This is a genomic window from Lentzea sp. NPDC003310, from assembly GCF_040610935.1.
Taxonomy (GTDB): Bacteria; Actinomycetota; Actinomycetes; order Mycobacteriales; family Pseudonocardiaceae; genus Lentzea.
On record NZ_JBEXNC010000033.1, the window covers coordinates 1 to 24,937 of the forward strand.

21 protein-coding genes are annotated in these 24,937 nt (G+C 70.2%); 13 read left to right on the forward strand and 8 right to left on the reverse strand.

Annotation, left to right across the window (positions count from 1 at the left end; translation table 11 throughout):
- Positions 1-143: 143 nt before the first annotated feature.
- Both ABZX02_RS42045 and ABZX02_RS42050 read right to left on the reverse strand, forming a co-directional pair.
- Positions 144-923: an alpha/beta hydrolase gene (locus ABZX02_RS42045; protein WP_355307398.1), complete on the reverse strand. Its 780-nt coding sequence runs from the start codon at positions 921-923 to the stop codon at positions 144-146.
- Positions 896-1,783, reverse strand: a complete 888-nt coding sequence (locus ABZX02_RS42050) for a diiron oxygenase (protein WP_355307399.1) — start codon at positions 1,781-1,783, stop codon at positions 896-898. The genes ABZX02_RS42045 and ABZX02_RS42050 overlap by 28 nt, the downstream gene beginning before the upstream one ends.
- Before the next feature lie 61 nt (positions 1,784-1,844).
- Between ABZX02_RS42050 and ABZX02_RS42055 the strand changes: the two genes are divergently transcribed.
- Positions 1,845-2,528, forward strand: coding sequence for a TetR/AcrR family transcriptional regulator (locus tag ABZX02_RS42055; protein ID WP_355307401.1), 684 nt, complete (start codon positions 1,845-1,847; stop codon positions 2,526-2,528).
- The gene (locus tag ABZX02_RS42060; RefSeq protein WP_355307403.1) at positions 2,528-2,845 is read left to right on the forward strand and encodes a DUF4873 domain-containing protein; all 318 of its coding nucleotides are present in this window, start codon (positions 2,528-2,530) and stop codon (positions 2,843-2,845) included. Before ABZX02_RS42055 ends, ABZX02_RS42060 begins: the two co-directional genes overlap by 1 nt.
- Here ABZX02_RS42060 and ABZX02_RS42065 read toward each other — a convergent pair.
- From ABZX02_RS42065 to ABZX02_RS42075, 3 genes are all read right to left on the reverse strand, one after another.
- Positions 2,842-10,332 carry a GEVED domain-containing protein gene (locus ABZX02_RS42065; RefSeq protein WP_355307405.1) on the reverse strand — a complete coding sequence of 2,497 codons (7,491 nt, stop codon included), beginning with the start codon at positions 10,330-10,332 and terminating at the stop codon, positions 2,842-2,844. The genes ABZX02_RS42060 and ABZX02_RS42065 overlap by 4 nt on opposite strands.
- A 194-nt stretch (positions 10,333-10,526) precedes the next feature.
- On the reverse strand, positions 10,527-10,751 hold the full coding sequence (locus ABZX02_RS42070; protein ID WP_355307513.1) for a DUF3107 domain-containing protein: 225 nt from the start codon (positions 10,749-10,751) through the stop codon (positions 10,527-10,529).
- A gap of 43 nt (positions 10,752-10,794) precedes the next feature.
- On the reverse strand, positions 10,795-11,436 hold the full coding sequence (locus ABZX02_RS42075) for a ferritin-like fold-containing protein (RefSeq protein ID WP_355307406.1): 642 nt from the start codon (positions 11,434-11,436) through the stop codon (positions 10,795-10,797).
- A 169-nt stretch (positions 11,437-11,605) separates the two neighbouring features.
- On the opposite strand from ABZX02_RS42075, the gene ABZX02_RS42080 reads away from it, so the two are divergent.
- From ABZX02_RS42080 to ABZX02_RS42090, 3 genes are read left to right on the forward strand one after another with little or no spacing between them, the layout of a single operon-like run.
- The gene (locus ABZX02_RS42080) at positions 11,606-13,228 is read left to right on the forward strand and encodes a DEAD/DEAH box helicase (RefSeq protein ID WP_355307408.1); all 1,623 of its coding nucleotides are present in this window, start codon (positions 11,606-11,608) and stop codon (positions 13,226-13,228) included.
- Between the two features lie 5 nt (positions 13,229-13,233).
- Complete coding sequence (locus ABZX02_RS42085) at positions 13,234-14,565, forward strand: hypothetical protein (RefSeq protein ID WP_355307410.1); 1,332 nt, start codon at positions 13,234-13,236, stop codon at positions 14,563-14,565.
- A gap of 8 nt (positions 14,566-14,573) precedes the next feature.
- A complete protein-coding gene (locus tag ABZX02_RS42090) occupies positions 14,574-15,452 on the forward strand; it encodes an alpha/beta hydrolase (protein ID WP_355307412.1) in 879 nt (292 codons plus the stop codon).
- Between the two features lie 81 nt (positions 15,453-15,533).
- Here ABZX02_RS42090 and ABZX02_RS42095 read toward each other — a convergent pair whose 3' ends face one another.
- The 3 genes from ABZX02_RS42095 to ABZX02_RS42105 all read right to left on the reverse strand — a co-directional run bounded on the left by ABZX02_RS42095 (position 15,534) and on the right by ABZX02_RS42105 (position 17,965).
- Positions 15,534-15,956 carry a hypothetical protein gene (locus ABZX02_RS42095; RefSeq protein ID WP_355307414.1) on the reverse strand — a complete coding sequence of 141 codons (423 nt, stop codon included), beginning with the start codon at positions 15,954-15,956 and terminating at the stop codon, positions 15,534-15,536.
- Positions 15,953-17,263 (reverse strand): O-antigen ligase family protein, encoded by a 1,311-nt coding sequence (locus ABZX02_RS42100; RefSeq protein ID WP_355307416.1) that lies wholly within the window; start codon positions 17,261-17,263, stop codon positions 15,953-15,955. The genes ABZX02_RS42095 and ABZX02_RS42100 overlap by 4 nt, the downstream gene beginning before the upstream one ends.
- Positions 17,264-17,356: 93 nt before the next feature.
- Positions 17,357-17,965 carry an A24 family peptidase gene (locus ABZX02_RS42105; protein ID WP_355307418.1) on the reverse strand — a complete coding sequence of 203 codons (609 nt, stop codon included), beginning with the start codon at positions 17,963-17,965 and terminating at the stop codon, positions 17,357-17,359.
- A 206-nt stretch (positions 17,966-18,171) separates the two neighbouring features.
- Between ABZX02_RS42105 and ABZX02_RS42110 the strand changes: the two genes are divergently transcribed.
- The 8 genes from ABZX02_RS42110 (at position 18,172) to ABZX02_RS42145 (ending at position 24,936) form a co-directional block, all read left to right on the forward strand.
- Positions 18,172-18,363, forward strand: a complete 192-nt coding sequence (locus tag ABZX02_RS42110) for a Flp family type IVb pilin (protein ID WP_355307419.1) — start codon at positions 18,172-18,174, stop codon at positions 18,361-18,363.
- Between the two features lie 2 nt (positions 18,364-18,365).
- Positions 18,366-18,521 (forward strand): Flp family type IVb pilin, encoded by a 156-nt coding sequence (locus tag ABZX02_RS42115; protein ID WP_355307421.1) that lies wholly within the window; start codon positions 18,366-18,368, stop codon positions 18,519-18,521.
- Positions 18,522-18,586: 65 nt separating this feature from the next.
- Positions 18,587-18,988 carry a TadE family protein gene (locus tag ABZX02_RS42120; RefSeq protein WP_355307423.1) on the forward strand — a complete coding sequence of 134 codons (402 nt, stop codon included), beginning with the start codon at positions 18,587-18,589 and terminating at the stop codon, positions 18,986-18,988.
- A complete protein-coding gene (locus ABZX02_RS42125) occupies positions 18,979-20,058 on the forward strand; it encodes a Tad domain-containing protein (protein ID WP_355307425.1) in 1,080 nt (359 codons plus the stop codon). Before ABZX02_RS42120 ends, ABZX02_RS42125 begins: the two co-directional genes overlap by 10 nt.
- Positions 20,059-20,073: 15 nt before the next feature.
- Complete coding sequence (cpaB, locus tag ABZX02_RS42130) at positions 20,074-20,823, forward strand: Flp pilus assembly protein CpaB (RefSeq protein WP_355307427.1); 750 nt, start codon at positions 20,074-20,076, stop codon at positions 20,821-20,823.
- A gap of 8 nt (positions 20,824-20,831) precedes the next feature.
- Positions 20,832-21,986 carry an AAA family ATPase gene (locus tag ABZX02_RS42135; RefSeq protein ID WP_355307429.1) on the forward strand — a complete coding sequence of 385 codons (1,155 nt, stop codon included), beginning with the start codon at positions 20,832-20,834 and terminating at the stop codon, positions 21,984-21,986.
- A complete protein-coding gene (locus tag ABZX02_RS42140) occupies positions 21,983-23,335 on the forward strand; it encodes a CpaF family protein (protein ID WP_355307431.1) in 1,353 nt (450 codons plus the stop codon). Before ABZX02_RS42135 ends, ABZX02_RS42140 begins: the two co-directional genes overlap by 4 nt.
- Positions 23,332-24,936, forward strand: a complete 1,605-nt coding sequence (locus ABZX02_RS42145) for a VWA domain-containing protein (protein WP_355307433.1) — start codon at positions 23,332-23,334, stop codon at positions 24,934-24,936. The genes ABZX02_RS42140 and ABZX02_RS42145 overlap by 4 nt, the downstream gene beginning before the upstream one ends.
- Position 24,937 lies beyond the last annotated feature (1 nt).

Sequence of the window (24,937 nt, forward strand, 5' to 3'; positions counted from 1 at the left end):
CTCTGAGCAACAGGCGTGCCATCAACCCGCCCACAGCGCGGACCCCCTGATCAGATTGCCGGGGTCTGGGGCAGAGCCCCAGGGGAAGCACGCAAGGCAAGGTGGCCGCCCGCAAGGCGACCACCCCGCAAAGCCGCAAAACCTCACATCAACGCAGCAATCCGCCGAGCCACATCCTCCGACCGCTCCAACGGCAACATGTGCCCAGTCTTCGGATAGATCACGAACTCCGCCGATGGCAACGCCTCAGCCAACACCCGAGAATGCCGCAGAGGCGTCAAAACATCCCAAGACCCAGCCATGACAACAGTGGGGATCTCGGCCAGAACAGCCAACGCCTCCCGCCGCTGATGCAGCGTCAACTCCTCCCGAATCCCCACAAAAGCGGCCCCGGAGGTGTTCCCAGCCATAGCCGCAGCAGCCCGAACATCAGCCCAGGACGGCCGCCGCCCAAAGGTAACCCGCAACCCGGGCGCGAGAACCCGCCCGAACCCGACCTTGGCCCGCCGCCCGATCCACCGCCCGGCCACCCGCTCCACAGCCATCTGACGAGGCAGATCCCCACAGGACGTGGCGATCAACGCCACCCCGGACACCCGAGCGAACAACTCGGGCCGCTGCTCGGCCAACGCCATGATCGTCATCCCACCGAGCGAATGCCCCGCGAGCACCACCCGCCCAGAAGGCGCGCACTCCTCGATCACCGCGGCCAGATCGTCGGCCAACTCCGAGATCGTCCCGACCCCGGCCGATCCCCCGTGCCCACGCACGTCGTACCGGACCACCCGCCCCGGCAGCCGCGCGGCCACGCGGTCCCAGGTGGTCAGGTCCATCGTCCACCCGTGCAACAGCACCGCGGTCACGTCGGAGGACGAAGGCCCCGACGTGACGACCTTCAGCCGATCAAGAACGAGCGACGCCATGCGCGCATCCCCGGCTTCCCCACGAGTCCGGCCTCCTGCAGGAACGACATGATCCGCTCGCCCGACCAGCGGATGGTCTCCTGGAACCGCGGGTTGCCCAGCGCCTGACGACGTGCTTCCCGCACGTCCAGGCCGACGGCCGCGTACACCTCGGGGTTGATGATCGTCCGCGTGATCATCATCGAGACCGTGCCGATCAGCCACTTCTGGTACGGCAGCTCGTAGGACTTCAGCTCGGCCATGCCGCGCACCAGCTCCTCGCGGGCGAACCGCACGTGGCGGGCCTCCTCGAGCACGTGGATGCGGTTGACCATGCGCACGATGGGCTGCACGGTCTCGTCGTTCATGGCCTCGCGCTGCAGGCGGTCGAGGATCTCCTCGGCGACCAGGATCGAGCCGTACATCGCGGGGCCGTAGCCGATGGTCGGCAGCAGCTTGCCGAGCTTGTGCGTGTGCGACGTCGGCCCGTACGGCGGGCAGCCGATCCGTTCGACCAGGCGCGCGAACATCGTCGAGTGCCGGCACTCGTCGGCGACCTCGGTGAGCGCGTACTGGGCGTGCCGCGAGGTCGGGTCGGTGTTGTAGACGACCTTGACCAGCATCTGCATCAGCAGCAGCTCGAACCACAGGCCGACGGACGCGATCGACGCGAGCTCGTGCTTGGACAGCTCGATGCGCTGCTCGTGCGTGAGCGAGTCGTACATCGGCGTGCCGTAGAGCGAGATGCGCTGCTCAGGGATGTAGAAGAGGCCGTCCACCAGAGGTGCGGACCAGTCGATGTCCACCTCGGGGTCGTAGAACTTCTCGGCGGACGACTTGAGCAGCCGTTCCGCGGTCTTCTCCCGATCGGCGACCCTCATCGATTGCCCTCCCCGGTAAGTGTTACTTGAGGTAACGGTTACTTCTGGTAGCGTGCGTCACATGGCACGCACTGTCAAGGGGCCGGACGCGCGACGTGAGCGGTGGAAGGGTCATCGCGAGCAGCGCAGGGCGGAGTTCGTGGAGGCCACGATCGCCGTCGTGGCCAATAAGGGCCCGGACGTCGGCATGGACGACGTGGCCGCGGAGGCCGGCGTCAGCAAACCCGTGCTGTACCGGCACTTCACCGACAAGTCCGACCTGTACCTGGCAGTCGGCCAGAAGGCCACCGAGGTGCTGATGGACCGGATGGGGCCCGCGCTCGCCGCGGAGGGCTCGATCCGCGACCGCATCACGAACATCGTCGACGCGTACCTGTCGGTGATCGAGGAGAACCCGAACCTCTACCGGTTCGTCGTGAAGGGCTCCTTCGCGGACCGCCCGGTCGAGAAGGACGTCGTGGCGGAGGACAAGAACCTCATCGCGGCGACCCTGGCCCGCATCCTCGGCGACTACCTGCGCGCGTTCGACATGGACTCCGGCGGCGCCGAGCCGTGGGCGCACGCGCTCGTCGGCATGGTGCAGAACGCCGGCGACTGGTGGCTCGACCGCCAGACGATGTCCCGCGCAAACCTGAGCGACTACCTCGCCACGATCATCTGGCACGCCCTCGACGGACTGCTGCGATCGGCAGGGGTCGAGATCGATCCCGCGACGCCCCTGACCCCTCTCCGATTGGTGGACTGATGAGCGACGAGCACGAGCACGACGAAGAGGGCTACCGCGGCGCCGCCACCCTGGTCTTCGGCGAGGACGAGGTCGCGGTCGAGGTCGACCTGCGCGGGTACTTCCAGCCGATCGACGGCCGCTACCACTGGTACGGCCGCGTGAAGGCCAACGACGACGTCACGAGCCGGGTCGAAGGGGGTGCGCGGACCGCGCTGCTGCGCACCCCCACCGGCCAGGCGGAGGGGACGCTCACCGACCAGGACCCGTGGGGCCGGTACCGGGTCGGTGGCACCTCCACTCCGCCGTACAAGATCGAGGAGCCGGCCGAGCACTAGGCCCGGCGCCTCAGCAGCACACCGCCCACCAGCAGGATCAATCCGAACGCCGCCAGCGGCAGGGCCGGGAAACCGGTCCACGCGATCGGCTCGTCCTGCCGCACCTTCAAGGTGGCCGAGCAACGAGGATCGGAGCCGCCGGGCTTGCAGTTCGAGCCCGGCACGTCCGAGGTCACGACGTTGCGCAGCTCGCCGGACCCGGTCGCGGTCACCCAGTACGTGACCGTGGCCGAGGCACCGACCGCCAGCTCACCGGACCAGGTCAGCACCGGCGACGTGAACGTGCCCGCGTCCGTGCCGCCCCACTTCGCGGCCTTGAGCACGTCCGCCAGCGAGTCGGTGAACGACCCGGTGACCGGCGTCTGACCCGTGTTCCGGACGGTCACGGTGTAGGTGATCCGGTCACCCGGCTTCGCCTCCGTGCGGTCCGCCTTCTTCACGATCTCCAGCCCTGACACCGGGGTCTCGGTGCCGCACCGCTCGGGGCAGTTCGACGGCGTGTCCGACGTGACCACGTTGCGCAGCGTGAAGTCACCGGTCGGCGGGTCGTTCACCCGCACCCGGTACGTCACCGTCTTCGTGGCGCCGATCGCGAGCTCGCCGCTCCACGTCAGCTTCGACCCGGAGACCGCGCCGGCGCTCGTGTCCACGAAGGACGCGTCGTCCAGCACGCCGCTCAGGTCGTCGACGAACGTGGCCGGCGCGAGCGTGGTCTGCCCGGTGTTCGTGACCGTCACGGTGTAGCCGACGAGGTCACCGGGCTTCGCCGAGGTCGTGTCGACCTCCTTCACGATCTCCAGGCGGGGCACCAGAACCTCGACCGAACAGCCCTCGCGACAGGTCGAGCCGGGGGTGTCGGACGTGACGACGTTCTTCAGCCGCAGGTCGCCCTTGCTCGTGACGGTCACGGAGTACCGGACCGTCGCCGACGTGCCCTGCGCCAGATCGCCCTTCCAGGTCAGCTTCGGCGCCGCGTAGGTGGCCAGGCCTGAAGTCGAGGCCACGTCACCGTTGTACGTCGCGTCGTCGAGGACCTCGGTCATGTCGTCGACGAACGCGGCGTCGCGCAGCATCGTGGCGCCGGTGTTGGTGACGACGACCGTGTACGTCACCTTCTCGCCCGGCTTCGCCTCGGTCCGGTCGGCCTTCTTCACGATCTGGAAGCCGGCGATCGGCGTGTCCGTGGTGCAGCCGTCCGAGCAGTCGGTGTCGGGGACGTCCGACGTCACGACGTTCTTGAGCCGCTTGTCGCCGTCGCCGGTGACCTTCACCGAGTACGTGATCGTCACCGACTCGCCCACGGCCAGGTCGCCGGTCCACGTCAGCTTCGGTGACGTGAACGTGCCCGCGCTCGTGCCGACCCAGGTCGCGTCGTCCAGCACGCCGCTCAGGTCGTCGGTGACCGTGATTCCACTGTGGACCGTCTGGCCGGTGTTGGTGATCGTGACGGTGTACTTCACCTCGTCACCCGGCTTGGCCGACTCCGGCTCGGACGTCTTCACCAGCTTCAGCCCGGCGATCGGCGTCGAGGTCGAGCACTCGACGCACTTCCCACCCGGCGTGTCGGTCCGCACGACGTTGTCCAGGCTGAAGTCCCCGGTCACCGGGTTCTTCACGACGACCGTGTACTTGACGTCCACCGCCGCGCCGATGGCGAGATCACCCGTCCACGTCAGCACCGGCGACGTGAACGTGCCCGCGCTCGTGCCGCCCCACGTCGCGTCGTCCAGCACCTTCGTGAGGTCGTCGCGGAACGACGCGCCCTTCAGCTCGGTCTGGCCGGTGTTGCGCACGCGGACCGTGTACGTGACGGTGTCGCCCGGCTTGGCGGACTCCACGTCGACCGACTTGCTGATCTCCATGCCCGGCAACGGGGTCGAGGTCGAGCACTTCGGGTCCGTGGAGCCCGGCGGGCAGTTGCCGCCGGGGTCGTCGGAGGTGACCACGTTGTTCAGCCGGTGGTCACCCGCCGCGGTCACCTTCACCGAGTACGTGACCACGGCCTCCGACCCGACCGGCAGCGCGCCGGTCCACGTCAGCGCCGGTGCCGCGAACGACACCTCGCCGACGGTCGCGGCCTGGTCGCCGGTCCACGTGGCGTCGTCCAGCACGCCGGTCAGGTCGTCGCGGAACGACGCGTCCTGCGCGGTCTGGCCGGTGTTCTTCACGGTCACGGTGTACGTGACGGTGTCACCCGGCACCGGCCGCTCCGGCGAGGCCTTCTTCACGATCTCCAGGCCCGCGACCGGGGTGTCGGTGGTGCAGCCGTCCGAGCAGTCGGTGCCGGGGGTCTCCGACGACACGACGTTCTTGAGCCGCTTGTCCCCCGCACCCGTCACCTTCACCGAGTACGTGACCGTCACGGACGCGCCCACCGCCAGATCGCCGGTCCACGTCAACTTCGGTGCCACGAACGACACCGAGCCCGCGGACGCGACCTGGTCGCCGTTCCAGGTGGCGTCGTCCAGCACCCCGGTCAGGTCGTCGGCCACCGAGATTCCACTGTGGACCGTCTGGCCGGTGTTGCTGATCGTCACCGTGTACGTGACGGTGTCACCGGGCTTCGTCGTGGCGGGCTCCGCCTTCTTCACCAGCTTCAGCGACGCGACCGGCGTGTCCGTCGTGCAGCCGTCCACGCAGTTGTTGCCCGGCGTGTCGGACGTGACGACGTTCTTGAGCCTCTTGTCGCCCGCCCCGGTCACCTTCACCGTGTACGTGACGGTCGCCGTCCCGCCCACGGCCACCTGCCCGGACCAGGTCAGCACCGGCGCGACGAACACGCCCTCGCTCGCGCCGACCCACGTGGCGTCGTCCAGCACCCCGGTCAGGTCGTCGCGGAACGACGCGTCGAGCACCGTCTTGCCGGTGTTCCGCATGGTCACCGTGTACTTCACGGTGTCGCCCGGCTTGGTCGACGCGGGCTCGGCGGTCTTCGTGATCTCCACGCCCGACACGGGTGTCGTCGTCGTGCAGTTCGGCACGCAGTTGGTGCCGGGGGTGTCGGAGGTGACGACGTTCGTCAGCTCGTGATCGCCCTTGCCGGTCACGACCACCGTGTACGTGACGGTGGCGGAGTCGCCGACCGGCAGCACCCCGTTCCAGGTCAGCACGGGCGAGGTGAACGTGCCCGCGCTCGTGCCGCCCCAGGTCGCGTCGTCGAGGACCTTCGTGAGGTCGTCCCGGAACGACGCGTCGAGCACGGTCTGGCCCGTGTTCCGCACGGTCACGGTGTAGGTGACGGTGTCGCCGGGGTTCGCGGTCTTCCGGTCGACCGACTTCACGATCTCCATGCCCGGCAACGGGGTCGTGGTCGAGCAGGCCGGGTCGGTGGAGCCCGGCGGGCAGTTGCCCGGAACCTCGGAGCTGACCACGTTGACGAGCTTGTGGTCGCCCTTGATCGGGTCGTTGACGCGCACCACGTACGTCACGGTGGCGACGGCGCCGATCGCGAGGTCGCCGGTCCACGTCAGCGTCGGCGCGGCGAACGCGACCTGACCGGGAGAGGCCTGCCCGGACACCCACGCCGCGTCGTCGAGCACACCGGACAGGTCGTCGGTGACCTTCTCGCCCGTCAGCGGCACCTGGCCGGTGTTGGTGATCGTCAGCGTGTAGGTGACCGGGTCGCCGGGCTTCGCGGTCTTCGGCTCGGACGTCTTCGAGATCGTCAGCTCACGACCGGGCGTCTCGGTGCTGCACGACGGGTCCTTCGAGCCCGGCGGGCAGTTGTTGCCCGGCGTGTCCGAGGTGATCCTGTTGTTCAGCCTCTTGTCACCGGGGTTCGGGTCCTTCACCGTCACCGTGTAGGTGATCGTCGCGACGGCCCCGATCGGCAGGTCGCCCGTCCACTCGAGGCGCGGCCACACCAGCGTCACCGCGCCGATCGAGGCCTGCGCGTCGTCGTTGTACCGCGCGTCGTCCAGCACCTGCGTGAGGTCGTCGGTGAACGACGCTCCTGTGTGGACGGTCTGACCGGTGTTGGTGACCTTGATCGTGTACGTCACGGTGTCGCCGGGCACGACCTGGTCGCGGTCGTCGGACTTCTCGATCCGCAGACCCGCGACCGGAGTGCTGGTCGAGCACTTGTCGCCGCCGGGGCAGTTCGCACCGGGCGTGGTCGACGTGATCACGTTGTCCAGCCTGAAGTCCGCCGGGTCGCCGACCTTCACCGTGTACGTGACGGTGGCCGTGCCGCCGACCGCCAGGTCGCCGGTCCAGGTCAGCCTCGGGGCCGTGAACGACGCCGAACCCGTCGAGGCGTCGGCGGACACCCACTCGGCGTCGTCCAGCACCTTCGTCAGGTCGTCGGTGAAGGTCGCGCCGGGCACCGGGGTCTTGCCGGTGTTCCGCACGGTCACCGTGTACTTCACGACGTCACCGGGCTGGGCCGACGTCCGGTCCACCGCCTTCTCGAACTCGACGCCGGACACCGGGGTGGTCGTCGTGCAGTTCGGCACGCAGTTGTTGCCGGGCGTCCCGGACGTCACGACGTTCGTCAGCTGCTTGTCGCCCTTGCCGGTGACCACCACCGTGTAGGTGACGGTCGCCGACTCGCCCACGGCCAGCGCGCCGTTCCAGGTCAGCGTCGGCGGGACGAAGTCCGCGGTGCCGGCGGAAGCCGTTGCACCGCCCCAGGTCGCGTCGTCGAGCACCTGCGTCAGGTCGTCGGCGAACGAGGCGTTCAGCGGCGTCTTGCCGGTGTTCCGCACGGTCACCGTGTACTTCACGGTGTCGCCGGGGTTCGCCGACTTCCGGTCGACCTCCTTGGTGATCTCGACTCCGGAGACCGGCGTCGAGGTGCGGCAGTCCGCGTCCGCCGAGCCCTCCGGGCAGTTGCTGCCGGGTGTGGTCGACGTGATCACGTTGTCCAGCAGGTGATCGCCCTTGCCGGTGACCCTGACCGAGTACGTGACGGTCGCCGAACCGCCGACCGCGAGCGACCCCGTCCACGTCAGCACCGGCGAGGTGAACGTGCCCGCGCTGGTGCCGATCCAGTCGGCGTCGTCGAGCACCTTCGTGAGGTCGTCGGAGAACGTGGCGTCCAGCGCGGTCTTGCCGGTGTTGGTGACCTTGACCGTGTAGGTGACGGTGTCGCCGGGGTTCGCGGACTGCCGGTCCACCGACTTCTCGATCTTCAGGCCGGCCACCGGCGTCGTGGTGCCGCACTTCGGGTCGGTCGACCCCGGCGGGCAGTTGCCGCCCGGCGTGGTGGACGTGATCGCGTTGTCCAGCTGGAAGTCGCCCTTGACCGGGTTGGTGACCTTCAGCGAGTACGTGACGGTCGCGACGCCGCCGACCGGCAGGTTGCCGGTCCAGGTCAGCTTCGGCGAGGTGAACTCCGCGGTGCCCGAGGAGGCCTGCGCCGACACCCACTCGGCGTCGTCCAGCACCTTCGTCAGGTCGTCGGTGAAGGTGGCGCCCTGCCACGGCGTCCTGCCGGTGTTGGTGACCTTCACCGTGTACGTCACGGTCTCGCCGGGGTTCACCGACTGCTTGTCGGACGTCTTCTCGAAGCTGATGCCGGACACCGGTGTCGTGGTCGTGCAGTTCGGCACGCAGTTGTTGCCCGGGGTGTCCGAGGTGACGACGTTCGTCAGCTGCTTGTCGCCGTTGCCGGTGACCACGACGGTGTAGGTGACGGTCGCGACCGCGCCGACGGCCAGGGGGCCGTTCCACGTCAGCTTCGGCGAGGCGAAGTTCGCGGTACCGCTGGACGCCGTCGCGCTGCCCCACGTCGCGTCGTCGAGCACGGCGGTCAGGTCGTCGGCGAACGACGCGTTCAGGGGCGTCTTGCCGGTGTTGGTGACCTTGACCGTGTAGGTGACGGTGTCGCCGGGGTTCGCGGACTGCCGGTCCACCGACTTCTCGATCTTCACGCCCGGTGTGTTCACGGTGGTCGAGCAGTCGGGGTCGGTCGAGCCTGCGAGGCAGTTGCCCGCGCTGCTGACCACGGCGTTGCGCAGCTGGTGGTCACCGGTGATCGGGTTCTTGACGGTGACCGAGTACGTCAGCGTGACGGTCTGGCCCTTGCCGATGTCGCCCGACCATGTCAGCTTCGGCGCGGTGTAGGAGATCGAGCCCGACGTCGCGGCCTGGTCGCCGTTGAAGTCGGCGTCGTCGAGCACCTGCGTGAGGTCGTCGGACACGCTCAGCGCGGTGACGTCCGTGGCGCCGGAGTTGGTGATGGTGACCGTGTACGGCACCTGCTCACCGGGGTTGGCGGTGGTCTTGGTCGTGGTCTTCTTGATGTCGAGGCACTCGACCGGCAGGCGGTAGTCCTCGACCTCGCCGCTGTCCGCGAGGCCCTTCTCGCTGCGCACCTGGTCGACGTTGTAACTGGCCCGGAAGCGCGCATAGGTGTTGCCGCACCTGATGCTTGCCGGGATCTTCCAGGTGATCGTGACCGACGTGGCACCGGCGCCGAAGTCCGTGCAGGCGCGTTCGTTGCCGGCGCTGTCGAACGTGCCGTTGCCGTTGAAGTCGATCCACGCGCACACCCGGCCCGGTTGCGAGGCGCCGGACAGCGCGACGGCCACGGAGTAGTCCTCGCCCGCGTTCGACCGGGCGAGGCGCGGGAACGCCGCCACGCCGTCGTCGAGGTCGTCGCCGTTGGGCAGGTTGTTGTCCGCGCCGGCCGCCACGGCCTTGGGGCTCGGGGTCACCGAACCGGTGTTGATCGTCGTGGGGTTGTCGGCCGACACGCCCGAACCGAGCACGAGGTCACCGATGCTGTGGCTCGCGGCGGACCCGGTGTCGTAGCTCGCCGGCGCGTCGCCGAAGTCCTCGTCCACGGACACGCCCGCGACGTAGAAGTCGTCGGTCGGCGTGCTGCTGTTGGTGAGCATGTCGACCTGGAAGCTCACCGAGCTGATCGTGCCGTTGAGCTTCACGCTGCCGCACGACGCGGAGGCCTGCCTCGCGCCGTTGGCGTTGCACAGCACGTTGAGGTTGCGGTTCGGCGCCTCGATGCGGGTGCCGTTCTGCCCGATGGTCATGTTCACCGCGCCGTCGAGCGGCCCGCTGAGCGTGACGCCGCCCGAGGTCAGCGTGTGCGCGACGTGGGTGCTGCCGGTGTTGCCGATGGTCGCGCCGCTGCCCGCGATGTGCAGCACGGGATCGCGCACCGGCCGGTTGAACGAGAACGTCAGCGTGCCGCGGTTGAAGCAGTCGACGAACGCGGCGCACCCGGCGGCCGCCGCCGTCAGGCCGATGAGCGCCGTGGAGGCCGGGATCTGCGGCCGGAAGTTGCCGGGCACCGCGCCGCGGTCGCCGGGTGGCGAGTTCAGCGTGGTCAGGCGCAGGTTCGCACCGGACACCGACGCCGTGACCTGCGTGCCGGACGACAGCGTCGAGCGCGCGGAGGCGTTGGTCGCGGGCAGCCCGGACGACGTGGACCACGATCCCGCCGCGTGCGACTGGTAGGCCTGCGCGGGTAGCGAGAAGGTCGTTGCCGAAACCACGAGCAACATGGCCAGCAGGGCGGCGCGCATAGCACTCCTCAGCAGCGTGACGACTTGATCACGCTATGTGCGCACACATGCCTCTACCAGCGAAGTCACCGCTTCGTGCGACCTCGACGCGCGGCCGGAATGCGGGTTCGGCGACGTTGTCCGATACTGCCGCGTTCCCCCAAAAGGAAGAGGCCCCGGTCGCGATGACCGGGGCCTCTTCCAGCTCGTGCGACTCAGGCGCCGAACCCGACCTTGCGCGAGTCCTGCGGGCCGATCTCCACGTACGCGACGCGGCCAGCGGGCACGACGAACCGCGCACCCTTGGCGTCCACCAGCGACAGCACGCTGGACTTGCCGGACACCGCGTCCGCGACCAGGGTCTCGACCTCGGACGGGCTGAGCTCACTGGTCACGACGAGTTCCCGCCCGCTGTCGGCGACGCCGATCCTGACCTCCACGCTGACCTCCGTGCTCAAGAGAAAAATCTAGGAGCGAGCCTACCTAGCCCAGACCCAGCTGCGTCATGCGCCGCGCGTGCGACTGCTGGAGACGGCGGAACAGCTGCCCGATCCCGGCGAGGTCTCCCGACCCCTTGATGATCAGCTCCGAGAGCCCGTCCCGCTCCGCCACCACGTACTGGGCCTGCGTCAACGCCTCTCCGAGCAGCCGGCGGCCCCACAGCGCGAGCCGGTCGCGGACCCGCGGATCGGACTCGACGGCGGCGAGGACTTCGCGCTCAGCGAACGCCGAGTGACCCGTGTCGGCGAGCACGTGCAGCACCAGTTCGCCGGTCGGCTCGTCCAGCCACGTCGCGACCTCGCGGTAGAAGTCGGCCGCCAGCCCGTCGCCGACGTACGCCTTCACGAGCGACTCGAGCCACGACTTGGGGCTGGTCGACTCGTGGAAGGCGTCGAAGCCCTTCACGAACGGCGCCATCGCGTCCTCGATCGCGATGCCCTCGGTGGCGAGGTGCTTCTGCAACAGCGTGAAGTGACCGATCTCGGCGGCGGCCATCTGCGCGAGCGCGGCACGGCCCGCCAGCGTCGGCGCCGAGCGCGAGTCCTCCGTCATCCGGTCGAAGGCTGAGAGCTCGCCATATGCAACCGCTCCCAGAAGATCGACAACACCCTCCGCAACACCCATGGTGACCAAGCCTAGTGGTCAAATGCGTCTTGGCAGGTAGAATGGGCATCAGCGCCCGGCGTGACGAGTGTGACGAACCGCCGCGAGGCGCACGAAATGGTGCGCGTACACCTTTCCCGCAGCTGCTCGCATAGCGCGGTCGAGAGGCCCGGCCAGGGCTCGTACGCGCTTGGTACGAGAGAGGCTGATCACCCTGACCGCTGAAGTAGAAGCACATCTGGACCCGGTAGTCCTCGAGCACAGCGAGGCCGGAGCCACCGAAGAAGACACGTCGCACCCGTTGCAGGCAGACGCCCCGGTGCAGTCCGAGTCCCCCACGTTCGCCGAACTCGGCGTCCGGGACGAGATCGTCAAGGCGCTCAGCGAGGCGGGCATCGAGCGCACCTTCGCCATCCAGGAGCTGACGCTCCCCATCGCCCTCGCCGGCGACGACGTCATCGGCCAGGCGCGCACCGGCACCGGCAAGACCCTCGGGTTCGGCGTGCCGCTGCTGCACCGGGTCGACACGCCCGGCGACGGCACCCCGCAGGCCCTTGTGGTCGTGCCCACCCGTGAGCTGTGTCTCCAGGTCGCGCACGACCTCACCGACGCGTCGAAGCACCTGGACCTGAAGGTCGCCGCGATCTACGGCGGCATCCCCTACGAGCGGCAGATCGCGCAGCTCCGCAAGGGCGTCGACGTCGTCATCGGCACGCCCGGCCGCCTGCTCGACCTGGCCGAGCAGCAGCACCTGGTGCTCGGCAAGGTCCGCATGCTGGTGCTCGACGAGGCCGACGAGATGCTCGACCTGGGCTTCCTGCCCGACATCGAGCGCATCCTGACCATGGTCCCCGACCAGCGCCAGACGATGCTCTTCAGCGCGACCATGCCGGGCCCGATCATCACGCTGGCCCGCACGTTCCTCACGCAGCCCACGCACATCCGGGCCGAGGAGAACAACGCCCCGCAGACGCACGAGAACATCTCGCAGTTCGTCTACCGGGCGCACTCGATGGACAAGCCGGAGATGCTGGCCCGCGTGCTGCAGGCCCGCGACCGCGGCCTGACGATGATCTTCACGCGCACCAAGCGGACCGCGCAGAAGGTCGCCGACGACCTGACCGAGCGCGGGTTCGCCGCGGCCGCCGTGCACGGCGACCTGGGCCAGGGCGCGCGCGAGAAGGCGCTGCGGGCGTTCCGCAACGGCAAGGTCGACGTCCTGGTCGCCACCGACGTCGCCGCGCGCGGCATCGACATCGACGACGTGACGCACGTCATCAACTACCAGTGCCCCGAGGACGAGAAGACCTACGTTCACCGCATCGGCCGCACGGGTCGCGCGGGCCGCATGGGCATCGCGGTCACGTTCGTCGACTGGGACGAGACGCACCGCTGGCAGACGGTCGACGAACTGCTCGGCCTCGGCACGCCGCTGCCTCCGGAGACCTACTCCACGTCCGACCACCTGTTCTACGACCTGGGCATCCCCTCCGGCTCGACCGGTCGCCTGCCGCTCAGCCACCGCACCCGCGCGGGCCTCGACGCCGAGGAGGAGGAGCAGCTCGACACCGGCAAGCGCAAGCGCCGTCGCCGCACCGGCTCCACCCGCTCCGGCGAGGGCGCGGCACCGGAGGCGGGCGAGGAGACCCGGCCGAAGCGGACCCGGTCCCGCACGCGCAGCCGCGGCGGCGTGACGCAGGACGGCGAGCAGGCGCAGCCCGCCGCCGAGGCCGGCGAGTCCTCCTCGGACAAGCCGCGCCGGCGCCGGCGTCGCCGAACCTCTGCCGAACAGGCCGCTCCTTCGGCAGACTGATCACCATGTCGTCCCCCGGTTCCGACGTCACCGACGTCGAGGACGTCCTCGACGAGCCCGCGCACGAGCCCGAGCCCGCCGCAGAACGTCCGCCCGCACGGTCCTGGCGCACCCGTGCCGACTTCGTCGCGGTCGCCGTGATCGCGGTCGTGTCGGTCACGGCCTCCGTCCTGACCTGGGCTTTCAGCGATGCTCGCGCCACGACGTCGGTCACCGGGCCGTCGTCGTGGGAGCCGCTGCCCGAGGTGGCCGCGCTGCCGCCGGCGCTCGCCGAGATCTGGCGCGCGCGCAGCGGCGCCTCGCTGTCCCCCGTGGTCGTGCAGACCGCGTCGAAGGACACCGGCGAGGAGAAGCCGTCGACGGTCGTGACCGGCGACGGCGGCACGGTCGACGGGCGCGACCCGCTGACGGGGGACGTGCGCTGGTCCTACCGGCGCGACCTGCCGCTGTGCGTGGTGAGCACGGCGTGGGGCCGGGCGATGGCCCTGTACTCGAAGGGCACGAACTGCTCCGAGCTCACGTCGCTCGACGGGGTCACCGGCGAGCGGCGGGCTCAGCGCAACGGCGACGCGGAACCGGGTACGGCCCTGCTCAACGAGGGGTCGCACCTCATCACCACCGGCTCGAAGTTCGTCGAGGTCTACCGGCGCGACGACCTGGTGCGCTCGCTCGAGTACGGCGCCCTGCGCGCCATCGTGAACCCGGGCAAGCAGCCGCGGGTCGGCTGCACGTACGGCTCGGTGGCGGTCACGACGGGCAGGTTCGCGATGGTCGAGCGCTGCCCGGACGACGCGTCGGACCGGGTGACGATCCTCAAGCCGAACCCCGACAAGTCCGACGAGCCGAAGGTGTTCGGCAGCCCGCTGACCGGCGGCAAGAACGCGCAGGTCGTGGCCATCACCGACAAGCTCGTCGCGGTGGCGGTCTCCGGGCCGAGCAGGCTGCTGACGTTCGACGCGGAGACCGGCAACCAGATCGGCGACGTGCCGCTCGACGTCCCCGAGGCCGACCTCACCGACCCGCCGAACCACGTGGCGCGCGTGTTCACGACGAAGACGAACGCCTTCTGGTTCACCGGCTCCCGCACGATCGCGCTGTCGCTCGACACGCTCACTCCACTGTGGACCGCCGAGGGCTCGCTGGGCGCGGGCACGACGCTCGCGGGCCGCGCGCTCATCCCGGTGAAGGAGGGCCTGCGGGTGTACGAGCAGGCCACCGGTGCCGTCGTGGGCACGATCCGGCTGAACCGCGAGGGCTACACGGGCCCTGTGCAACTCGCCACAGCCGGTCCCGTCGTCCTCGAGCAGCGTGGCGAAACCCTGGTCGCGCTGCGATAGTTCAGCTCGTGTACTCGCAGATCAGCCCGAACCGGGCGCAACGCGTCGACTTCCCGGGCCGCTACGGCACGATCGCGGCCCTGCGCGCGCCCGCGATGGGCGACGACGCGATGCGCACGACCGTGCTGCTCGTCCCCGGCTACACGGGCTCCAAAGAGGACTTCGCGCCGATGATCGACCCGATCGCGGACGCGGGCTTCGAGGTCGTCGCGATCGACCTGCCGGGCCAGCAGGACTCCGCCGGCCCGGACGACGAGGCGCTCTACCAGCCCGGCCCGCTCGGGTCGGTGCTCGCCGAGCTGATCGGCAAGATCGCGGCGGACGGCCGGAAGGTGCTGCTGCTCGGCCACTCCTACGGCGGCCTGGTGGTGCGGGCCGCGGTGTTCGCGGGTGCTCCGATCGCGGGGCTCACGCTGATGTCGTCGGGCCCGTCCGAACTGCCCGCGGGCGAACGCCGCACGGTGCTGGAGGTCGGCGAGCACGTGCTGGCCGAGCAGGGCGTCGAGGGCACCCATCGGCTGAACGAGCTGCGTTCGCAGCAGAACCCGGCGTACACGGCGCTCCCGCAGGAGCTGAGGGACTTCTACCGCGACCGGTTCCTCAAGTCGAAGGCGGCGGCGTTGCTCGGCATGGGCAACGGGCTGCGCTACGAACCGGACCAGGTGGCGAAGCTGGCGCGCACGCTGCGGTCGTCCGGCACGCCGTGCCTGGTGGTGTGCGGTGACGCGGACGACGCGTGGACGCCCGCCGCCCAGCGCGACATGGCGGAGCGGCTCGACGCGGACTTCGCGGTGCTGCCCGGCGTGATGCACTCGCCGAACACCGAGGCGCCGCTGGACCTGATCGCCACGCTGCTGCCGACGTGGAGGGCCTGGCTCAGTTCCTAGTGACCACGCGAGCGCTTTCTCGCGTGGTCACCAGGACCTCAAGCTTCCAGAGGTGTCACAGCCAAGCCCCTGTTCACGTCACTAGCCGACGTGGATCTCCCGCTCGTCGGCCGCGTTCGCGAGCTGCGAGTACAGCTCGGCCTTCGCGTACGCCGGTCCCCAGCCGAACGCCCGGTTCGTGGCCGTCACCGTGATCTTGGTGGTCGCGAACCCGCCGGTGCAGTCGACCGCCTTGTAACCGCTGCCGGTCGCCACGCCCAGGAGCCGCCGCTGCGTGAGGCTCAGGGAGAGGTTCCCCCGCGTCCCCGCCGCACAGACGTAGGTCACGTCGACCTCCACCGCGGCCCCCACCGAGATCACCTTCGCGGGCGACTCGATCCGCACGACCGACTGCGAGGGCGACTGCGCGCTCACGTCGGCCATGACCGGCGCGACCGACGCGAGGACGGCACCGCCCGCGACCGCCACGACCGCGGCCGTCTTCCCCGCGGAGAACTTCTTCATGCTGCTTCCCCCTCATCCATTCCGTCCTTTGTGGACGGAAACCCCAGACCGGCGCAGAGGCCGGCGACGATCAGCACCGCGGGCAGGTGCCACAGGAAGTCGAACCCGCTGTGCACCAGCACAGCGACGAACCCCGCCACCGCGCCCGCCCACAACGACGTGCCGCGCCCGCGCCACAACGCGCGCAGCACGACGGCCACGACCCCCAGTGCCAGCACCAGCCCGACGGCACCCAGTTCGACGAGCACCTGCAGGTACTCGTTGTGCACGTAACGCATGAACCGCGGTCCCGCGTTGCCCTGGTCGAAGAAAAAAGATCCGTTGCCCGGCCCGGCACCGAACAACGGCGCCCGCGCGGCGAGGTCCAGCGCGGCGCCCGTCGCACCGCTGCGGTCGGGTGAGCTGAACGAGAGCCGCGTGGCCAGTCCGCTGGTGAACCCGGCCGCGACCGCCCCACCGGCCACCGCCACCAGCGCGACGGGGAGCAGCGCGCGGCCGAGCCTCGGCAGGCCCACCGCCAGCAGCGCTCCGCCGATCAGGCCCAGGACCGCGAGCAACGGCCGGGGCTCGTCCGCCAGCCTCATCGACGGCAGCAGGGCGCCCACGGCCACCATCGCCCCGAGCAGCGGCGGCAGCGCGGCCGTCAGGGTCTTGCGGATCCCCCAGCAGGCGCACAGCACGAGCAGGCCGGCGACGAACGCGATCACCCCGGCGCGGCTCATCGTCGCGCCGATTCCCGCGCACAGCAGGAAACTCAGCACCGTCATGAGCAGGCTGGGCCGCAGCACCAGCGACAGCAGCGCGCACGCCGCCATCACCGCCGCGGCCGCGTTCGGGTAGGTCAGGGTCGACGCCGCGCGCAGCAAGCCCTCCGCGACGGTCGTCCAGGACGGCACCCGGAACACCACGGCCACCCACCCGGAGAACCCGACCAGCGCGCCGACGCCGACGAGCACGGTGGCAAGCAGCTCCCGTTGCGCGCGATCAGCCTGTGCCGCAACGAGAACGGCGCCGGCGAACACCCCGGCGGCGACCGCGGACGGCAGGCCCGACAGCACGTCGCCGGCGAGCAGTCCGCGCAGCAACGCCCACGCGGCGAACGCACCGGCCAGTGCGGCCAGGAAGGTCGGCCTCGGACGGGCCAGCACCAGCGCCACTCCGACGAGGAGCCCCGACAGGACGCGTCCGGGCAGGTGGTAGCCGCCCTGCGCGACGACGGCCGCGGCGAACCCCGCGACGAGCACCAGCACCGGAACCGGCAGCGCGACGGATTCCCGGCGCGCGACGACGACATCCCCCGCGTTCATCGACTTCCCCCCAGAAGTGCGGAACCGCCTCCCCAGACGGTTCGACTGCACCTTAGGCGGCGGAGCGGCCCCGGCGGAAGGGCGAATTTCCGTTCAGTGGGCCAGAACGGCGAGGAACGCACCGAGCAACATGAACGGCCCGAAGGGCAGCGCGCTCTTGAGGGTGACCTTCCGCAGGAGCAACAGGACCAGCGACACGACGGCCGACAGGACGAACGAGAGGGCGGCGCCGAACAGCAGGACGGGCCAGCCGAGCCAGGCGAGCGCCATGCCGATGACACCGGACAGCTTCACGTCGCCGTAGCCCATCCCGGCCGGGTTCAGGAACTCCAGCACGCGGTAGACGAACGCGAGCACGAGCCCGCCGAGCACCGCGCGACCGAGCGCGCCGAACGTGCCGCCGGTCAGCGCCGCGACGGTGAGCAGGACGAGCACCAACGGGTACGCGGGCAGCGTCAGGACGTCCGGCAGCCGGTGCACGGCCGTGTCGATGAACGACAGCGCGACCCCGACGGCGCCCAGGCACGCGAACGCGAGCACCTCGACCGAGCCGGCGAACTTGAGCGCCAGCACGGCGAGGACGGCCGCCGACACCAGCGGCAGCGCGACACCGGTGGACGTGAAGCGGCCGACCAGGCCGCGCAGCGCGACACCCGAGGCGAGCCCGCCGAGCGCCCCGCCCACCGTCCAGAGAACAAGCATGCGGCCGACGGTAAGGCGCGTACGATTGCAACGGAACGTGACAGCGGCAGGTCTGTCCGAGGGGCCTACGGCGTGTCCACCGATCGGCCGACAATGTCCTCCGATCTGCGCTTTCGTTACACCTCATCGCCCGATACCGGCGGGTGTTCCACGTCACGCAGAGTTGCGGCGTCCCGATTCGGATCTCACATCCCCAGGAGACCGCCATGCTCACGTTCCTCAGCTACGTGCAGACGTTCCTCACCCGCACCAAGCGCGAAGACGACGACCGAGGCGCGACCGCCGTCGAGTACGGCCTGATGGTCGCTCTCATCGCGATCATCATCATCGCGGGCGTCACCGCGGTCGGCGTCAACCTCCTGGCGCTGTTCAACGACATCGCGGCCGAACTGCTCTGACCGTGAGGCGTCCGCGCGAATCGGACCGCGGCGCCACCGCCGTCGAGTACGGCCTGATGCTGGCGTTGATCGCGGTCGCCGCGATGGTGGCCATCACCGCTGTCGGCGAGAACATGGCCGCCATGTTCGAGTTCGTCGCCGACGTCATCGATGGCTGAAGTCTCCTGTCCCGTGCGGCCGGCGATTCCCCTCCGCCGGCCGCACGCCTTTCTCCGGAGCGGTCATGACGAACCTTGCTCGCGATCGCGGCGCGACCGCTGTCGAAGTCGCCCTGCTGATGCCGATCGTGCTCGTCCTCGTGATGGGCATCGTCGACTTCGGCTGGGCGGTGCGCGCCCAGATCACCATCACCCAGGCGGCACGTGAAGGCGTGCGCGTCGCCGCGTTGAAGCAGACCGGCGCCGCCGGCCGCGCGCAGACCGCCGCGGACAGCCTCGGCACGGTCGGGGTCGCCGTCACCGGTTGCCCGGCGGGCCAGCCCCCCGGCGCGAACAGCGCCGAGGTCACGGTCACCCACACCTACGACTTCATCACGCCGATCGGTGCCATCGCGGGGCTGTTCGGCGGCGGTGGCTTCGGAGCTCCCATCACGCTGACCGCCGAGGGGGTCATGCCATGCGAGTGAGGCGAGAGGACGACCGCGGCGCGCTCGGCGTGCTGATCAGCATCCTGCTCGGGTTCGGCGTCCTGCTCGGCATGGGCGCGATCGTGATCGACGTCGGCTTCCTCTACCAGGAGCGGGCCGAGTTGCAGAACGGTGCCGACGCCGGCGCGCTGGCCGTCGCCCAGACCTGCGCAAAGGCCCCCTGCCTGGTCAACAAGTCCAACTACTTCGCCAACCAGAACGCGAGGGACACGGTGTCCACAGTGGACGCGGTGTGCGGCTTCGACAAGGGCGGCACGCTGCCGTCGTGCCCGGCCTCGACCGGCCGGATGACGGACTGCCCGGCGAAACCGGCCGCCGGCACGACGTACGTGGACGTGCACACCTCGACGCAGACGTCCGGTGGCGGCACGCTGCTGCCCCCGGTGTTCGCGCGGGCGTTGCTGGGCAACGAGTCCTACGAGGGTTCACGGGTCATCGCCTGCGCCCGTGCCCAGTGGGGTCCGCCCAAGACCGCGAAGACGATGGCCATGACGATCTCGTGGTGCGAGTGGAGCCAGGCGACGTCCGGCGGCACGAGCTACGGCCCGCAACCGCCCACCACTCCGCCGTTGTCCGTGCACCGCGTGCTCAAGCTGCACACGACGAGCAGCACCACGACGTGCCCGAGCGGCCCGGCTGGGTCCGACGGTCCCGGCATGTTCGGCTGGGTCGACGACACGAACTCCGACTGCTCGGTGTTCATCAGCAACAACACTTACAGCGCGAACACCGGCGCCTCGGCGGACAAGGACTGCAAGTCGGCGTTGCAGGACGCCTTCGCCTCGCGCGAGCCGGTCTTCTTCCCCATCTACACCAAGGTCACCGGTACCGGCACGGGCGGCACGTACACGCTGGCGGGCTTCGCGGCCTTCGTCGTCACCGGTTACTGGTTGCCCGGTGCGAACCAGAAGGACTGGCTGACCGGCAAGAACGAGTGCAAGGGCTCGGACAAGTGCGTCGCGGGCTACTTCGTCCAGGCCCTCATGCCCAACGAGGGCACCATCGGCGGTCCCGACCTCGGCGTCCGCATCGTCCAGCTCACCGGCTGATTCCCAGGAGTCGTCATGAAGAACCGCGCACTCATCATCATCCTGGCGGTGCTGCTGGCCGTCTGCGGCAGCACCGGGGTGTTCTTCTACGTCCGCAGCGCGGACAGCCGGGCGATCGCGGGCCAGCAGGCCGTCACCGTGCTCGTCGCGAAGGACCGCATCCCGGCCGGCACGACGGCGGAGGGCCTGAAGGAGCTCGTCGAGACCCAGCAGATGCCGAAGAGCAGCGTTCCGGAGAACGCGATGTCCGAAGTGGACTCCTCGCTCGGCAAGCTCGTGACGTCGTCGGAGATCGCCGAGGGCCAGTTGCTCACCAAGGCGTTGTTCACCGAGGAGGCGTCGCTGGCCAAGGGCATCTCGATCCCGGACGGCATGATCGCCGTGACCGTGCCGACCGAGGCCTGGCAGCGCGCGGGCGGGCTGATCCAGAAGGGCTCGAAGGTCGCGGTCTTCGACACCTTCACGGTGATGGACGGCAAGGGCAACACCCCGTCCGGCGACGGGCTCTCCAAGCAGTACGAGCGCAACCAGTCCACCCGGCTGCTGCTGACCGGCCTCGAGGTCCTCTCCGTCGTCGACGAGAAGAAGGCCGCGGAGGACGGCGACGTCGGCAAGGCGATCGTCACGGTCGCGGTGAAGCAGGCGGACGCGGAGAAGCTCATCCACGGCCAGCAGACGGGAACGCTCTACTTCGCGCTGCTCGGCGGCAAGTCCGAGATCGCGCCGGGCAACGGCGTCGACAACCGCTCCCTGTTCGGAAACTGAGGCGTGCCATGACGATCCTGTGCGAACCGGCCGCTCTCGCCGGACAGCTCTCCCCCGCCCTCGGCGGTGACGTCCGTCCGGCGGAGACTCTCGACGAGGCCACCCGCCTGCTCGCCGCCGACCCCGCGGAGACGCTCGTCGTCATCGGATCGGCCATCGACCTGGACGAGGCCCTCGCGTTCACCGCGGGCCTCCGGGTCGAGCGCCCGTCAGCCGGAGTGGTGCTGCTGCGCGACGTCCTCGACGTCGGCGTGCTCACCCGCGCGCTGCGGGCCGGTGTCCGCGAGGTCGTCGCGCAGGACGACCTCGCGGCGCTGGTGGACGCCTGCACGCGGTCCCGTGCCCTGTCCGCGCAGGTCACCGGCATCCCGTTGCCCCGCGTCGACGAGCGCAGGCACGGCCAGGTGGTCACGGTGTTCGCCGCGAAGGGCGGCTGCGGCAAGACGACGCTCGCGGTGAACCTGGCCGCGTCGCTCGCGGCGGGCGGCGAGCGCGCGGTGTGCCTGGTGGACCTCGACCTCGCGTTCGGCGACGTCGGCATCTGCCTGCGGGCCGAACCGGTCCGCACGATCGTGCACGGGCTCGGGATGGTCGGCCACGTCGACGCCGCGGGCGCGTCGTCGCTGCTCACCGCATGCCGGCCGGGGCTGAGCGCCCTGCTCGCGCCGGTCGAGCCCGGTGACGCGGAACGGATCCCGGCGGCGCTGGTCGGCGAGCTGCTGGAGGTGCTGCCGACGATGTTCGACTTCGTCGTGGTGGACACGCCGTCGGCGTTCAGCGAGCACGTGCTGGCCGCGATGGACGCCTCGCACCACCACGTGCTGCTGACGACGCCGGACGTGCCGTCGCTGAAGAACCTGCGGGTGACGCTCGACATGCTCGACCTGCTGTCGTACTCGCACGACATCCGGTCGGTCGTGCTCAACCGGTCCGACTCGAAGGTAGGGCTGACGATGGACGACGTGGAACGCGTGGTGCGCAGCGACATCCGCGCGCACGTGCCGTCGAGCCGCGACGTCCCGATCTCGGTCAACAAGGGCAACCCGATCGTCCTCGACCAGCCCCGGCACCCGGTCAGCGAGGCCATCACGCGGTTCGGCCGCGAGCACGTGCTCGCCGAGCCCGTCGCCGCCTCCCGGTCCTCGAAGAGGTGGTTCCGATGAGCCTCGCCAACCGCATCGCCGCGCAACGGGAGTCGGGGTCGCCGGCACCGCAGCTGCGCCGCCAGTCCCGCACCGCCGACCCGTTCGCCGAGGTCAAGCGCAGCGTGCACGCCGGGCTGCTGGAGGTGCTAGGCCCCAAGCTCTACGACGCGCACCTCGACCAGCGCGAGCTGGAAACCCGTGTGCGCCAGACGTTGCAGGCGGTGCTCGAACGCGACGAGACGCCGTTGACCGGCGCCGACCGCGCCCGCATCGCGCTGGAGGTGCTGGACGAGATCCTCGGGCACGGGCCGCTGGAGCCCTACCTCCGCGACCCCGGCATCTCCGAGATCATGGTCAACGGCTTCGACCAGATCTATGTGGAACGCGCGGGGCGGCTGGAGCCGGTGCCCGTGGCGTTCGCGGACGAGTCGCACCTGCGCCGCACCATCGACAAGATCGTCGCGAAGGTTGGGCGACGGGTCGACGAGGCGTCCCCGATGGTCGACGCCCGCCTGCCCGACGGCAGCCGCGTGAACGCCGTCGTGCCGCCGATCGCGCTGGACGGCTCGGTGCTGACGATCCGCAAGTTCGCCGCGGACCCGTTCACCGTGGACGACCTGGTCGGGTTCGGCACGCTCACGCCCGCCACCGCGTACCTGCTGCAGTGCTGCGTGCACGGGCGGATGAACATCCTGATCGGCGGCGGTACCGGCTCGGGCAAGACGACGTCGCTGAACGTGCTGTCGTCGTTCGTGCCCGCGGACGAGCGCATCGTCACCATCGAGGACGCCGCCGAGCTGCAGCTGCGCCAGGACCACGTGCTGCGCCTGGAGGCCAGGCCGCCGAACGTGGAGTCGCGCGGCGAGGTGGCCGTGCGGGACCTGGTGCGCAACGCGCTGCGCATGCGGCCCGACCGGATCATCGTCGGCGAGGTCCGCGACGGCGCGGCCTTGGACATGTTGCAGGCCATGAACACCGGCCACGACGGCTCGATCACCACCGTGCACTCCAACTCGCCGCGCGACTCGTTGTCGCGGCTGGAGACGATGGTGCTGATGGCGGGCGTGGACCTGCCGGCGCGGGCGATCCGGGAGCAGATGGCGTCCGCGATCGACCTGATCGTGCACCAGTCGCGGCTCAAGGACGGCACGCGGCGGATCACCCACATCACCGAGGTCATCGGGATGGAGGGCGAAGTCGTGACGCTGCAGGACATCTTCTCGTTCGACTTCCACGCGGGCGTCGACGAGCGCGGCTTCTACCGGGGCACGTTGCAGTCGACCGGGCTGCGGCCGCACTTCGTGGAACGGCTGCGGGACCGGGGCATCGACGTTCCGCCGCACCTGTTCGGAGGTGGTCCGCGATGATCCGCGCCGGTGTTCTCGTCGGCCTGCTGCTGACGTTCCTGTTCGGCTCCTTCGCCTCCGCCGCACCGAGTCGTGGTGTGGTGGTGCTGCTCGACACCAGCGGGTCGATGGCGCCGGACCGGATCGTCGTGGCACGGCAGGCGATCTCGACGTACGTGTCGTCGCTGCCCGCGGACGTCCAGGTCGGACTGGTGGCGTTCTCGTCGCAGCCCTCGCTGGTGCTCGCGCCCACGGCGGACCGCGCCGCGTTCGCCGGTGCGCTGAACTCGGTGCAGGCCAAGGGCGACACGTCGTTGTTCGACGCGGTCCCGGTCGGTCTGGCGGCGTTGCAGGGCATCTCCGAGCGTCGGATGGTGATCGTGTCCGACGGCGAGGACACGGTGTCGCGCTCCACTGTGGACGGCGCGGTCGGCGCGGTCGCGTCCGCCGGCGTGCCGACGGACGTGATCGGCTTCCAGTACAGCGACGAGTCGTTGCGGCGCATCGCCTCCGCGGCCGGCGGACGGTTGCTGACGGCGTCCGACGCCGCCGCGCTGGCCGCCGCGTTCGCCGCGCTGGCCGTGCCGTCGACCACGGCCGCCGCCGTCACGCCCACGACCGTCGCGCCCGCGCCGCTGCCCGCGGTCGTCCCGGCTCCGACGCCGGGGCAGAACTGGCTGGCCGGGGTGTTGATCGCGGGCACGTTCCTCGTGGTGTTCTTCGTCGCGCTCCTGCTGCTGACCCCACGCCGCAGCACCGCGGGCCGCCGGCTGGAACGGCACCTGGAGCACTACGGCGCGCAGGAACCCGTGGTGCAGGAAGAAAGCCAGGCCGCGCAGACCGCGGTGGGCTGGGCGGGCCGGTTGCTGAGCGACGCCGCCGCGGCCCGTCTCGCGGACCGGCTCGACCTCGCCGGGATGAAGGCGAGCCCGGCCGAGTGGGCGCTGCTGCGGATCTGCGCGGGCGCCGGCCTCGCCGCGGTGCTGACGTTGCTGACGACGTGGTGGATCGGCGTGCCGGCGGGCGCGCTGCTCGGCTGGCTGCTGGCGGCGCTGGTGGTGCGGGTGCGCACGGCGAAGCGCCGGGCCGCGTTCGCCGACCAGCTGCCGGACGTGCTGCAGCTCGTGGCGAGCTCACTGCGGTCGGGCTTCTCGCTGGCGCAGTCGATCGACGCCGTCGTCCGCGACGACACGCAGCCGACGGCGGGCGAGTTCTCCCGAGCGCTGGCGGCGACCAGGATCGGCGCCGAGCTGGAGGACGCGCTCGACCGCGTGGCCGCGCGGATGCACAGCGCCGACCTCGCGTGGGTGGTGATGGCGATCCGCATCCAGCGGCAGGTGGGCGGCAACCTCGCCGAGGTGCTGATGAACACCGTCGCGACGATGCGCGACCGTTCGCAGACACGGCGGCACGTGCGCGCGCTGTCCGCGGAAGGCCGGTTGTCCGCGTACGTCCTGGTGGGGCTGCCGATCTTCCTCGCGGCGTTCCTGTTCTGGTTCCGCGCGGAGTACATGCGGCCGCTCTACACGACGTTGATCGGCGTCGTGATGCTCTCGTTCGCCGGCGTGCTGGTCGTGCTCGGCTCGTTGTGGATGCGCAAGCTCGTGCGCGTGGAGGTGTGAC

Bases quoted from the DNA above. Each gene is read 5' to 3' on its own strand.
- ABZX02_RS42045 (WP_355307398.1), bottom strand. From the start codon at position 923: ATGGCGTCGCTCGTTCTTGATCGGCTGAAGGTCGTCACGTCGGGGCCT.
- ABZX02_RS42050 (WP_355307399.1), bottom strand. From the start codon at position 1,783: ATGAGGGTCGCCGATCGGGAGAAGACCGCGGAACGGCTGCTCAAGTCG.
- ABZX02_RS42055 (WP_355307401.1), top strand. From the start codon at position 1,845: ATGGCACGCACTGTCAAGGGGCCGGACGCGCGACGTGAGCGGTGGAAG.
- ABZX02_RS42060 (WP_355307403.1), top strand. From the start codon at position 2,528: ATGAGCGACGAGCACGAGCACGACGAAGAGGGCTACCGCGGCGCCGCC.
- ABZX02_RS42065 (WP_355307405.1), bottom strand. From the start codon at position 10,332: ATGCGCGCCGCCCTGCTGGCCATGTTGCTCGTGGTTTCGGCAACGACC.
- ABZX02_RS42075 (WP_355307406.1), bottom strand. From the start codon at position 11,436: ATGGGTGTTGCGGAGGGTGTTGTCGATCTTCTGGGAGCGGTTGCATAT.
- ABZX02_RS42085 (WP_355307410.1), top strand. From the start codon at position 13,234: ATGTCGTCCCCCGGTTCCGACGTCACCGACGTCGAGGACGTCCTCGAC.
- ABZX02_RS42095 (WP_355307414.1), bottom strand. From the start codon at position 15,956: ATGAAGAAGTTCTCCGCGGGGAAGACGGCCGCGGTCGTGGCGGTCGCG.
- ABZX02_RS42100 (WP_355307416.1), bottom strand. From the start codon at position 17,263: ATGAACGCGGGGGATGTCGTCGTCGCGCGCCGGGAATCCGTCGCGCTG.
- ABZX02_RS42105 (WP_355307418.1), bottom strand. From the start codon at position 17,965: ATGCTTGTTCTCTGGACGGTGGGCGGGGCGCTCGGCGGGCTCGCCTCG.
- ABZX02_RS42110 (WP_355307419.1), top strand. From the start codon at position 18,172: ATGCTCACGTTCCTCAGCTACGTGCAGACGTTCCTCACCCGCACCAAG.
- ABZX02_RS42120 (WP_355307423.1), top strand. From the start codon at position 18,587: ATGACGAACCTTGCTCGCGATCGCGGCGCGACCGCTGTCGAAGTCGCC.
- ABZX02_RS42125 (WP_355307425.1), top strand. From the start codon at position 18,979: ATGCGAGTGAGGCGAGAGGACGACCGCGGCGCGCTCGGCGTGCTGATC.
- cpaB (WP_355307427.1), top strand. From the start codon at position 20,074: ATGAAGAACCGCGCACTCATCATCATCCTGGCGGTGCTGCTGGCCGTC.
- ABZX02_RS42135 (WP_355307429.1), top strand. From the start codon at position 20,832: ATGACGATCCTGTGCGAACCGGCCGCTCTCGCCGGACAGCTCTCCCCC.
- ABZX02_RS42140 (WP_355307431.1), top strand. From the start codon at position 21,983: ATGAGCCTCGCCAACCGCATCGCCGCGCAACGGGAGTCGGGGTCGCCG.
- ABZX02_RS42145 (WP_355307433.1), top strand. From the start codon at position 23,332: ATGATCCGCGCCGGTGTTCTCGTCGGCCTGCTGCTGACGTTCCTGTTC.